The following is a 12,516-nucleotide window of genomic DNA, read 5'->3' as shown; positions in this document are numbered from 1 at the left end:
CGGTCCTCGCCTTCTCCGAGCCGGTTCTTTGCCTCTTTTGCAGTGTAGGTGTTTACAATACGCCTCTCAAACCTCGTTTTAGCTAGTATAGCTACTTTCCTCCGTCATGCATTGACCGCGTTGTCGCGCCGACTCTTGGGCTAGAACCTTGCGCGCAGGCGCCGGTCGATGACGCAGGGCGTGTCCGGATGCGTCAGGACTACTTGCCTGCGCCGCGCCCCCGCCTTACACCTTGAATCCGCCGACGATCTGTTCCAGGTTGGCCGCTTGCTGCTGCAGCGACAACGCCGCCGCCGCCGCTTGCTCGACCAGGGCGGCGTTTTGCTGGGTGGTGTCGTCCAGTTCCGCGATCGCCTGGTTGACCTGGCCGATGCCCAAGTTTTGCTCGGCGCTGGCGCCCATGATGGCGCCGATGATGCTGGCCACCTTGTCGGTGCTGGCCACAATCTGCTGCATCGTGGCGCCGGCTTCGGCCACCAGCGCGGCGCCCTTGTCGACCCCGGCCACCGACTCGCCGATCAGGGCGTTGATTTCCTTGGCGGCCGCAGCCGAGCGTTGCGCCAGGTTGCGCACCTCGGCGGCGACCACGGCGAAGCCGCGTCCCTGCTCGCCGGCGCGCGCCGCCTCGACGGCCGCGTTCAGCGCCAGAATGTTGGTCTGGAAGGCGATCCCGTCGATCACGCTGATGATGTCGACAATCTTGCGCGACGACTGTTCGATCGCGCCCATGGTCGTCACCACGCTCGAGACAATGGTGCCGCCCTGCGCGGCCACGGTGGACGCCTCGCGCGCGAGCCGGTTGGCCTGGCTGGCGTTGTCCTCGTTGTTCTTGACGGTGCTGGTGAGCTCCTCCATCGAGGCGGCGGTTTGCTCCAGCGAACTGGCCTGCGCTTCGGTGCGCGCGGACAGGTCCTGGTTGCCGGCCGCGATCTCGCGCGAGGCCAGTGCGATCGACTGGGTGCTCATGCCGATTTGCTGGAGCATGCTTTGCAGGCGCGCGATAAAGCTGTTGACGCTGCTCGAGACGGCGTCGAACTCCATGCCGCCGCCGGGCGGCAGGCGGCGCGTCAGGTCGGCGTCGCCGGCCGAGAGGGCGTCGATGTTGTCCTTCAAAACGGCCAGGCGGCGCATGATCATGCGGATGCCCAGGACGATCAACACCAGCATGGCGATGGCGATCGGAATCTGCACCACGCCCAGCGTGTGCAGGATGCGGTTGCTCTGCTGGCTCAGCAGATGATTCGGCAGGCCGGTGGCCAGCAGCCACGGGCTGCCCGGAATGGTGGCCACGAACAGGGTGTGGTCGGTGCCGTCGCTGCGGTAGGACGATTCGAGCGCGGCTTTGTCGCCCAGTTGCGGCAGCACCTTCACCAGCTGCGCCGCCAGCGGCGAGGTGGCGGCCAGGTCGCTGATGTTCTTGAGCACGATCTCGCTCTTGATATAGCTGCTGTTGCTGACCACCTTGCCGTCGTGTTCCAGGATCAGGATCTGGCCGTGCACGGCCGCTTCCATGTCCGCCACCAGGCGGTTGAAAAAGCCCAGCGTGACGTCCACCGTCGAGACGCCGAACAGCTCATCGCCCTTGTAGATGGCCATGGCGCAGTTGGTGCGCGGCTGCGGGCTGGCGTCGTCCTTGTAGGCCTTGGCCCAGGCGCACTGGCCTTTGGGCGCCTTGGCGCCGCCCTGCCACCACGGCTGCTCGAAATACTTGAGCGACTCCGGCGAATTCCAGTGGGTGTTGACCTGCAGCTTGCCGGCCGCGTCGCGCGCGTAAAACGTGCTGAATTTTTCCTTTTCCGGATCGCGCTTTTTGGGGACCGGCCAGATGCCACCGCCGAATACGTTCAAGTCGCCATACTGATCGACCAGGCCGGGCAGCAGGGTGTCGATCGCCGCGCTGTCCATCAAGGCCACCGTCTGCGTGATGGCACGCTGCTGCGCTTCGACCTGCTTGAGCTGCTCGCTGATCTTGATGGCAATGTTGTTGACATCGTTACCGATCAGTTGGCCTTCGGCGCGTTTCAGTTCCGGCGTGATGAACAGCGCGATGGCTGTCAGCGTGATGACCAGCAAGGCGACGAAAATGGCGGAAAACAAGAGGGTGAAGCGCGATTGGCTGGAGCGGAAATAGTCATTCAAGGCGGGCCTCTGGAGTGGATTGACTGCTGGGGACTTCGAACAAGCTACTGCGCAGCGCAATTTTTGCCCCACGATGCTGACCGAACCTTTGCACGGTTGCGCTTCCCGGACTGCGCGTTTCGAACGGAACTTACGCCGCGCGCTACGGTTTTCCGAGGTCCCCTGCTGGTGTGTTCGTCCCCAACACGCGGGACATGGCGAGCGTGTTCCTGCGCGCCGGCGCTGGTACTCACAAAGACTATGCTCGTAGGAAACATCTGTCAAACGCCGCACGCCTTTTCTGATCGATATGCAACACCCGCACAGCCGGGGTCCGGGCAGCACCCCCCACCTGCCTGCCGTCCGTCATGTCAGCGCATTAGCTCCGGAAACAACACAGTTGCCGCTCCGGCCACACAGTCTTTCGATCGGGGTTTGCCTCCGTACGTTTCCGCACGGATAAGTTATTTTGCATGGGCGAAAGTCGATTGGGAGAGGCAGGCACGCTATCGGTTTTCAAAGGGAGACGATGATGTTTTACAAAAAATTATTGCCATTGGCGCTCATGGGATTGGTCCAAGGAGTCGCCTCGGCGCAGATACCTACTGCCGGCAGCCAGATGCAGCAAATTCCACCGCCCCCGGCGGTCCCGAAAGACGCGCCGGTGGTGCGCATCGAAGCGGGCCAGAAGGCTGGCGCGCCCGCGCCGGAGACGCTGAAAATCGTCGTCAACAGCCTGCGCCTGAGCGGCGTGCGCGTCTATCCGGAGGCGCGGCTGCTGGCCCTGACGGGCTTCCGGCCCGGCAGCGAACTGTCCATGCCGGAGCTGCTGCGCATGGCGGCGACGATCACCGCGCACTACCACCGCGATGGCTATCTGCTGGCCCAGGCGTTCCTGCCGGCGCAGGACATCACCAACGGGATCGTGACCATGGCGGTCCTGGAAGGCCGGTATGGCCAGATCCAGGTACGCAACACAAGCAAGCTGTCGGACAATCTGATCCACAGCCATCTGGCCGGGCTCGACAGCGGCGCGGTGGTCGCCACGGCGCCGCTCGAGAGCCGTCTCCTGTTGCTGTCCGATCTCCCGGGCGTGAACATCGCCTCAACCTTGGCGCCGGGTGCGTCGCCCGGCACGTCCGACCTGATCGTCGAGGTCGCGCCTGACCAGCTCGTCTCGGGCAGCATCGACGCCGACAACGCAGGCAACCGCTATACCGGCCGGTACCGGGTCGGCGCCACGGTCAATGTCAATGGACTGCTGGGCATGGGCGACATCCTCGGCCTGCGGGTACTGAGCTCGGGCGATGGCCTGAACTATGCGCGCGCTTCCTATCGGATGCAATTTGGCAAAATAAGGGCAGGGGCCGCGTACAGCAAGCTGCGTTACGAGCTGGGCGAGGAGTTTGCCCCCTTGCGCGCCCGCGGGAGCGCCGGCATCGCAAGCGCTTTTGCCAGCTACCCGCTGCTACGTACGCGCAACAGCAGCCACTATGCCCAGCTGGCCTACGAGGACAAGCGCTTCCACGATCGGGTCGGCCTGACCGGCGCGGCCAGCGACAAGGACACCAGGGTGTTCATCGCCAGTCTGTACGGCGATTCGCGCGACAGCTTCGGCGGCGGCGGCGCCAACAGCTATGCGCTCGCTCTGTCCGCGGGCGAGCTCGATATCGTTACCCCTGGAATGTTGGCGATCGATGCGGCAACAGCGCGCAGCAACGGCGGCTACAACAAACTCGGTTACAGCGCCGAGCGCGTACAGCGCGTGACCGACGCGCTCTCGTTGTCGGCCTCCATCCACGGGCAATTTTCCGCCAATAACCTCGACGTTTCGGAAAAAATGGAACTGGGCGGCATCAACGCGGTCCGCGCCTATCCGGAAGGCGAGGCGTACGGAGACCAGGGGCATGTGCTGAGCGTGGAAGCACGCATGCAACTGCCGGCATTGACGCCCTCAGCGCGCTGGCAAACGCAACTGGTCGCCTTTGCCGACAGCGGTACGGTGACGCGCGACAAGGAGCCGTGGACCTTGGGCCCGAACAGACGGACCTTGAACGGCGCCGGTTTTGGCATTGTCTTGTCCCAGCGCGGCAATTGCCTGGTCACGGCCTACTACGCGGGCAAGCTGGGCAACGAAAAGGCGAACTCCGCACCCGACAGATCGGGCCGGTTCTGGATGCAGGCAGTGCGCTATTTTTAAGTACGGGCGTGACCGAATACGCCCTGATCCTCTCGTTTAATGCAAAAGGAATCACCATGAACGCCATTTACCGATCGATCTGGAGCGACCAGGCCGGGACCTTTGTCGCCGTGTCCGAAAATGCCAGGGGCGCAGGGAAAGGCACAGCGACGCGGGCAAGCGGACCCGCTGACGCCGCCTTACACTGCACCGCCAGCGGCGCCATGACGGTGCTGGCGCTGGCAATGTCGTTTGCCACGAGCGCATTCGCGCAACTGCCGGCAGGCGGCGTTGTCAGCGCCGGCGGCGCCGTTATCGGCAGCGGCGCCGGCGCGACCGGCTTGACGATCCATCAGTCGACTCCAAACGTGGCGATCAACTGGCAAAGTTTCAATATCGGCGCCGGCGACACGGTGCGCTTCGTGCAGCCGGACAGCAGCTCGGTTGCGCTCAACCGGGTCACCGGTTCGAATGCGTCGAGCATTCTTGGTAACTTGAACGCCAATGGCAAGGTATTCTTGGTCAACCCGAACGGCATCATGTTCGGCAAGGGCGCCTCGGTGAACGTGGGCTCGCTGGTGGCGTCGAGCCGCAATATCACCGATGCCGATTTCATGGCCGGCGACTACAGGTTTTCCGGTAGTGGCAATGGCGCCGTGCACAACGACGGAGCACTGAGCGCGGCCGAGGGCGGCTACGTCGCCCTGCTTGGCGCCAGCGTGGGCAACGATGGGCGCATCTCGGCCAGCGGCGGCATGGTTGCCCTCGGCGCCGGCAATGGCATGACGCTCGACGTATTGGGCGACAGGCTGCTCGGCGTGACCATCAACCAGGGGGCGGTGGACGCGCTGGTGCAAAACGGCGGCCTGATCCAGGCGAACGGCGGCGCCGTGCTGCTCACCACGCAGGCGGCGGGGAAGCTGCTCCATACCGCCGTCAATAACACCGGCGTGATCCGCGCCCAGCGGGTGGAAAACCACGGCGGCGTCATCAAGCTGATGGGCGATATGCAATCGGGCACGATGAGCGTCGGCGGCACCCTGGACGCGAGCGCCCCGGACGGCGGCGACGGCGGTTTCATCGAAACCTCCGCCGCCAGGGTGTCGGTTGCGCCGGACGCCAGGGTGACCACAGCCGCGCCGGCCGGGCGGGGCCAAGCCGGCACCTGGCTGATCGACCCGGAAGATTTCACGATCGGCAGTGGCGCCACCGACAATATTTCCGGTTCTACGCTGTCGGCCCTGCTGGTGACCAATAGCGTCACCATTACCACGGCCGCCGGTCCCGATACCGTCGTCGCCGGCTCCCCACCCTTGAGCAAGCTGAATACGAATACTGCGGGCAACGGCGACATCAACGTCAACGAGGCAGTCAGCTGGGTGGCCAGCACCAGTCCGACCACGCTGACCTTGAACGCGGTGCGCGACATTCACATCAATCGGGCCATCACAGCCACGAACGGGAATGTTGTTGCGTGTTGCGGACGCGATATCAATGTCAATGCCGCCATCACGACCGTCAACGGCAGCGTCTTGCTGGGGGCGGGGCGCGACCTCACTGTGAGCAGCGTGGCGTCCATGAGCACCACCGACGGTAACATCACGATGTGCGCCGGGAATAACGTCAACATTGCCACGCCGATTACGCTGACCAGGGGCAGCAGCATCGCGGGCCAGAGCCTGGGCCTTGCGTCCGGCCTGGTATTGAGTGCCGGGGTCAATGGCAGCGGTGCCGGCACGGTAATCTTTGCGCCACTGACCTTGCCCTCCGCGGTGACCGGGCCGAATGCGCCAGTGACCATCAAATACAACCCGGTCTCGTACACCGCGCCGACCGACTATCAGGGCATGTTTACCCTGTCCGACGCCACGCTGACCCAGCAAATGCTGGTGTTTGCCGCCGGCGCCGACAAGACCTACGACGGTAGCACTGCCACCACTGTGGCGGGGCTCAAGGGCACCCCCGACGGCGTGATCCTGGTCGCCGGTCCAGGCAGCACCGCCACGTTCGACACGGCAGAGGTCGGGGTCAACAAGGCAGTCACCCTGGCCGGCTACAGTCTTGGTGGCGCCAGTGCCAGCAGCTTCGCCCTGCCGCAGTCCTGCTGCGGCGCGGTGGTGGTAAGCACCGCCGCCAATATATCAGCGGTCGTGGTGCCGCCACCGGTCGTGGTGCCGCCGCCGGTCGTGGTGCCGCCGCCGGTCGTGGTGCCCCCACCGGTCGTGGCGCCGCCAGTTGTTCAGCCTCCGGTCGTCACGCCACCCGTCGTTGTGCCGGTTGTTATACCGCCCGTGGTCGTTGCACCATCACCCGTCGTGCCGCCGATTGTCGTGGTGCCGCCGGTCGTCATTGCGCCGCCGGAAGTGACTGTTCCGGCGCTCGTCGTCGTGGCGCAGGCTGCTGTTTTCGCCCGGTCGGTGGTCGCGCCACGACTGCACTCCATCCCGCTTGGTGCAACAAGCTCGCCCATCACCATGCGTCCCTCCCCGGACAGCATGGCGCCAGTGTTCGCGATCCGGACGCCGGTACAGCCGTCCCCGGCCATTGTCGTCGCGCCGCCGGTCGAGCAGCCACTGCCAGAGATTGACGTTCCGCTCAATCGACCGCAAAAACAAGACCGCAACTAGGAAAGTCGATAACCATGATGACAATCAACGCAACGCGCAGCGGGCACGGGGCATGTGGCGCCTCGCTGCCGGACAAACGCAATGCAATCGCCTCACTCATCGCGGGCGGGCTGTGCCTGTTCGCGTTGGGCTTTGTCCTCAATGTCCATCCGGCGCGCGCGGCTGGCATTGTCGATCAACCAAAACGTGCGGACTTCAAGGGGGAGCGTGCGTCGTTGGATGTGTTGCAAATGGCGGACTGGGTCCTTGATTCGGGTAACAACCGCAATTTGCCATTCATGATTGTGGATAAAAAGAACGCCAGGGCCTTCGTTTTTCATTCTGGCGGCGAATTGCGCGGGGCGGCGGCGGTGTTGCTCGGTGCGGCGGTCGGTGACGATTCTGTCCCCGGCATCGGCGAACGCCCGTTGTCGTCCATGCTGCCCGAAGAGCGCACGACGCCGGCCGGGCGCTTCGTTGCGGCGCTCGATCGTAATATTCATGGCAAGGATATTCTCTGGGTGGACTACGCCGCCGCCATTTCCCTGCACCCGGTCATCACCGGCAATCCGAAAGAGCGCCGCGCGGAACGCCTGGCCACGCCGAGTTCGCTGGATAACCGCGTGTCGTTTGGATGTATCAACGTGCCGGTGGCGTTCTTTAACAATATTGTGACGCCGGCATTCAGGAATACCAACGGCGTTGTCTATGTATTGCCCGAAACGCGCCCCTTGCAGCAAGTGTTTGGGGAGCTGGACGCCATCGAACTGGCGCGCCTTGCGCGTTAGGCAAGGCATGGACGGCGCTACCCGCCACCGCAGCGGCGCACAGGCGCTGCTGATAATCATGATCGCCCTTGGTGGATTTCACAATAGAAAAAACCTGACGCTAAGTGCACCATCTATCCCGTGATGCTTGGCAAGGGGAGCTCCCCGGCCGGCATCGAGTCCAATCGGGAAGAGCGACATGACAGATTCAGACATATCGATGTTGCCGGTCGATGCAGAACGGGCCTTGCTGGTCGGCCGCGCCTGGCGCGCCGGCGCCGGTCCCTCGGTGGTGGTGGTGCGCGACGGCCACGTCATCGACATCAGCGCGCACGCCGCCACCATGGCCGAGCTGCTCGAACGCGCCGACGCCCCGGAGATCGCGCGCAACGCCCCCGGCGATTCGCTGGGCACGCTGGACGAGCTGCTGGCCAACGCAAAAACCGAGGGCACGCGCCTGCTGGCCCCCAACGACCTGCAAGCGATCAAGGCCTGCGGCGTGACGTTTGCCGTCAGCCTGCTCGAACGGGTGATCGAAGAACAGGCCAAGGGCGACCCGGCCCGGGCCGGCGAACTGCGCGGCGCGATGCAGGAATGCATCGGCGACGACCTCTCGGCCATCGAGCCCGGTTCGCCGGCGGCCGATAAACTCAAGCTAGACCTGATCGCGCGCGGCCTCTGGTCGCCCTATATGGAAGTGGGCATCGGCCCGGACGCGGAAGTGTTTTCCAAGTCGCAGCCGATGTCGGCGGTGGGTTTCGGGGCCGATGTCGGCCTGCATCCTGATTCCAAATGGAACAACCCCGAGCCGGAGATCGTGCTTGCCGTCAACAGTCGAGGCGAAGTGCGCGGCGCCAGCCTGGGCAACGACGTCAACCTGCGCGATATCGAAGGCCGCAGCGCCTTGCTGCTCGGTAAAGCCAAGGACAACAACGCCTCCTGCGCGATCGGGCCGTTCATCCGCCTGTTCGACCAGCACTTTACGATCGACACCATCCGTAACGCCGAGGTCAGCATGCTGATCGAAGGCGCGGACGACGATTTCCGCCTGGCGGGCGCAAGCCGGATGCGCGAAATCAGCCGCGATCCGCTCGAGCTGGTCGGCCAGGTGTGGGGCAAGCACCATCAATATCCGGATGGCTTCATGCTGTTTCTGGGAACCATGTTCTCTCCCATCAAGGACCGCGATGCGGCCGGCGGCGGTTTTACCCATCACCTGGGCGACCGGGTCAGCATCTCGACGCCATCCCTCGGCACGCTGGTCAATGAAGTCCAGCGCAGCGATCAAGTCGCGCCGTGGACCTTCGGCGTGCGCGCCCTGTTCGACAACCTGGCCCGTCGCGGCCTGCTGAGAATGACCCAATGAGCACGCCACGACAGTTAGCTTACGCGATCTATCCCGATCTGGCCGGTAAAGTCGTGCTGGTGACCGGCGGCGGCAGCGGTATCGGCGCCGAGATGGTCAGTGCCTTCGCACGCCAGGGCGCGCGCGTATTTTTTGTCGACATCGCCGAAGAAGCGTCGCTGGCGCTGGCCGCCGCGCTGGCCGGTTGCGCGCATGCGCCGGTGTTCCTGCCGTGCGACCTGACCGACCTGGATGCGCTGGCCGCCGTCTTTGCGCGCATCGGCTCGACGGTCGACATACTGATTAATAACGCCGCCAACGACGACCGCCATGGCATCGCCGACGTCACGCCGGCCTACTGGGACCAGCGCATGGCGGTCAACCTGCGCCACCAGTTCTTTTGCGCCCAGGCGGCGGCCGAGGGCATGCGGGTCAAGGGCGAAGGTGTGATCCTGAACATGGGGTCGATTTCCTGGCACCTGGCCTTGCCGAACCTGAGCCTGTACATGACGGCGAAGGCCGCCATCGAGGGCATGACGCGCGGGCTGGCGCGCGATCTGGGCGTCGATCGGATTCGGGTCAACTGCATCATTCCGGGGGCGGTGCGCACGCCGCGCCAGGAGCAGCTGTGGCACACGCCGGAAGAAGAGGTCAAGATTTTGGCAGGGCAATGCCTGCGCGAGCGGGTGGAAGTGCAGGATGTGGCGGCGCTGGCGCTGTTTCTGGCGTCGGATAATGCGGCGCGCTGCACCGGGCGCGAGTATTTTGTCGACGCCGGCTGGTACGGAGCATGAGCATGGCGCAGCCTGTTTGCTTGTGGCCGGTGGGGGCGGAGCTGGGCGAAGGGCCGCTGTGGCACGCGGCCAGCGATGCGGTGTATTTTGTCGATATTCGCGGGCGGCGGGTACACCGGTGCGCGCCGGATGGCACGCAGCGGCAGTCGTGGGATGCACCGGGGAGGCCGGGGTTTATCGTGCCGGCGGCCGACGGGGGTAGCGGGAACGACGGGGCTGGCTTTATCGTCGGCCTCGATGATGGCCTGCACAGGTTCAACCCCGAAAACGGCGCATTTTCCCTCCTGCGCCCGGTGGAGTCCGACCAGCCCGGGAACCGCTTCAACGACGGCTTCGTCGGCGCCGACGGCTCGCTCTGGTTCGGCTCGATGGACGTGGGCGAAGCCGCGCCCACCGGCTCCCTCTACCGCCTGCACCCCGGCGGCCGTCTCACCACCGTCGACAGCGGCTACATCATCACCAACGGCCCGGCCATGAGCCCGGACGGCACAACGCTGTACCACACCGACACGCTCGGCAAGCAAATCTACGCCTTCGACCTGCTGCCCGACGGCACCGCCACGCACAAGCGCCCGTTCATCGCCAGCGCCGCCCCCGGCCACCCGGACGGCATGGCCGTGGACGCGCACGGCAACATTTGGCTCGCCATGTTCCGCGGCGAGCGCATCGACCGCTACAACCCGGCTGGCGAACTGACCGGCACCGTCGCCTTCCCGGTCTCGAACATCACCAAACTGGCCTTCGGCGGCCCCGACCTGCGCACCGTTTTTGCGACCACCGCCTGGAAAGGCTTGAGCGATGAAGAACGCGCGCGCGAACCGCTGGCCGGCGCGCTGTTCACCTTCCGCACCGACACGCCGGGCCTGCCCCAGCACACTTTTTCGCTACAGGACACCGCTTGAGCACCCATCCAACGCCGCCACGCCGCTACCGCTCGCAGGACTGGTTCGACAATCCCGACCATATCGACATGACCGCGCTCTACCTTGAGCGCTTCATGAACTACGGCATTACCGCCGACGAACTGCGCGCCGGCCGGCCGATCATCGGCATCGTCCAGAGCGGCAGCGATATCAGCCCCTGCAACCGCATCCACCTGGAACTGGCCAAGCGCGTGCGCGACGGCATCCGCGACGCCGGCGGCATTGCCATGGAATTTCCGCTGCACCCGATTTTTGAAAACTGCCGCCGTCCGACCGCCTCCATCGACCGCAACCTGGCCTACCTGGGCCTGGTCGAAATCCTGCACGGCTACCCGATCGACGCCGTCGTGCTCACCACCGGCTGCGACAAGACCACGCCGGCCCAGATCATGGCCGCCTCGACGGTCGACATTCCCGCCATCGTGCTCTCCGGCGGGCCGATGCTCGACGGCTGGTTCGAGGGCGAACTGGCCGGGTCCGGCACCGCCATCTGGCACGGCCGCCGTCGCCTTGCCGCCGGCGACATCGACAACGAAAAATTCCTGCAAATCGCGGCGGCGTCGGCCCCGTCCGCCGGGCACTGCAACACCATGGGCACGGCCTCGACCATGAACGCGCTGGCCGAAGCGCTCGGCATGTCGCTCACCGGCTGCTCGGCCATTCCAGCGCCGTACCGCGAACGCGGGCAGATGGCGTACGAAACCGGCCGGCGCATCGTCGAACTGGCGCGCCAGGATGTGCGGCCGTCGCACATCCTCACAAAAGACGCTTTTCTGGACGCGATCGTGGTCAACGCCGCCATTGGCGGCTCCACCAACGCCCAGCCGCACATTATGGCCATGGCGCGCCACGCCGGCATCGACATCGAGTCGAGCGCCTGGATGGAATATGGCCACGACGTGCCGCTGCTGCTCAACATGCAGCCGGCCGGCAAGTTCCTCGGCGAGCGCTTCCACCGCGCCGGCGGGGTGCCCGCCGTGATGTGGGAGCTGCAACAGGCCGGCAAACTGCGCGCCGACCGCCTGACCGTGAGCGGCGCCACCATGGCGGTCAACCTGCAAGGGCGCGCCAGCGTCGATCGCGAAGTCATTTTCCCGTACCACGCGCCTTTGAGAACCAAGGCCGGCTTCTTTGTCCTGAAGGGCAACCTGTTCGACTTTGCGATCATGAAGACCAGCGTGATTTCGGCCGACTTCCGCGCGCGCTACCTGAGCCGGCCGGGCCATGAAAACGTGTTCGAATGCCGCGCCGTGGTGTTTGACGGCTCGGGCGACTACCACGCCCGCATCAACGACCCGGCGCTCGATATCGACGAAGGCTGCATGCTGGTCATTCGTGGCGCAGGTCCGATCGGCTGGCCGGGTTCGGCCGAGGTGGTCAACATGCAGCCGCCGGACGCGCTGATCCGGCGCGGCATATTGAACCTGCCGACCCTGGGCGACGGGCGCCAGTCGGGCACCTCCGACAGCCCGTCGATCCTGAACGCCTCGCCCGAAAGCGCGGCCGGCGGCGGGCTGGCGTATGTGCGCAGCGGCGATATCATCCGCGTCGACCTGAACACGGGCCGCTGCGACATGCTGGTGGCGGACGAGGTGCTGGCCGAACGCAAAAAGGAACCGCTGCCGCCCACGCCCGCGAGCCAGACCCCGTGGCAGGAGCTGTACCGTTCCACCGTCGGCCAGCTGGAGCAGGGCGGTTGCATGGAAATGGCGCTGCCTTACCGAGGCGTGGGACACGATCTGCCGCGCCATAACCATTAAATGTAAAGATGGCAACGAATTGTA

At 65.1% G+C, this 12,516-nt stretch carries 8 protein-coding genes; 7 read left to right on the top strand and 1 reads right to left on the bottom strand.

What is annotated here, in order from left to right; all coding sequences use genetic code 11:
• Window positions 1-225 precede the first annotated feature (225 nt).
• Window positions 226-2,139, bottom strand: coding sequence for a methyl-accepting chemotaxis protein (locus F2P46_RS09985; protein WP_208296566.1), 1,914 nt, complete (start codon window positions 2,137-2,139; stop codon window positions 226-228).
• Between the two features lie 598 nt (window positions 2,140-2,737).
• Between F2P46_RS09985 and F2P46_RS09980 the strand changes: the two genes are divergently transcribed.
• The 7 genes from F2P46_RS09980 (at window position 2,738) to F2P46_RS09950 (ending at window position 12,492) form a co-directional block, all read left to right on the top strand.
• The gene (locus tag F2P46_RS09980; RefSeq protein WP_229509199.1) at window positions 2,738-4,318 is read left to right on the top strand and encodes a ShlB/FhaC/HecB family hemolysin secretion/activation protein; all 1,581 of its coding nucleotides are present in this window, start codon (window positions 2,738-2,740) and stop codon (window positions 4,316-4,318) included.
• A gap of 56 nt (window positions 4,319-4,374) precedes the next feature.
• The gene (locus tag F2P46_RS09975; RefSeq protein WP_166888285.1) at window positions 4,375-6,924 is read left to right on the top strand and encodes a filamentous hemagglutinin N-terminal domain-containing protein; all 2,550 of its coding nucleotides are present in this window, start codon (window positions 4,375-4,377) and stop codon (window positions 6,922-6,924) included.
• A 14-nt stretch (window positions 6,925-6,938) separates the two neighbouring features.
• On the top strand, window positions 6,939-7,691 hold the full coding sequence (locus F2P46_RS09970) for a hypothetical protein (RefSeq protein WP_229509198.1): 753 nt from the start codon (window positions 6,939-6,941) through the stop codon (window positions 7,689-7,691).
• Window positions 7,692-7,869: 178 nt separating this feature from the next.
• Window positions 7,870-9,036 (top strand): fumarylacetoacetate hydrolase family protein, encoded by a 1,167-nt coding sequence (locus F2P46_RS09965; protein WP_166888282.1) that lies wholly within the window; start codon window positions 7,870-7,872, stop codon window positions 9,034-9,036.
• Window positions 9,033-9,809, top strand: a complete 777-nt coding sequence (locus F2P46_RS09960) for an SDR family oxidoreductase (protein WP_166888280.1) — start codon at window positions 9,033-9,035, stop codon at window positions 9,807-9,809. Before F2P46_RS09965 ends, F2P46_RS09960 begins: the two co-directional genes overlap by 4 nt.
• Window positions 9,806-10,711, top strand: coding sequence for an SMP-30/gluconolactonase/LRE family protein (locus tag F2P46_RS09955; protein WP_166888279.1), 906 nt, complete (start codon window positions 9,806-9,808; stop codon window positions 10,709-10,711). Before F2P46_RS09960 ends, F2P46_RS09955 begins: the two co-directional genes overlap by 4 nt.
• Window positions 10,708-12,492: an IlvD/Edd family dehydratase gene (locus F2P46_RS09950; RefSeq protein ID WP_166888277.1), complete on the top strand. Its 1,785-nt coding sequence runs from the start codon at window positions 10,708-10,710 to the stop codon at window positions 12,490-12,492. The genes F2P46_RS09955 and F2P46_RS09950 overlap by 4 nt, the downstream gene beginning before the upstream one ends.
• Window positions 12,493-12,516: the final 24 nt, after the last annotated feature.

The organism is Massilia sp. CCM 8734 (assembly GCF_011682155.1).
Lineage (GTDB): Bacteria > Pseudomonadota > Gammaproteobacteria > Burkholderiales > Burkholderiaceae_D > Telluria_A > Telluria_A rubra.
This window is presented reverse-complemented; position numbering and strand designations above follow the sequence as displayed.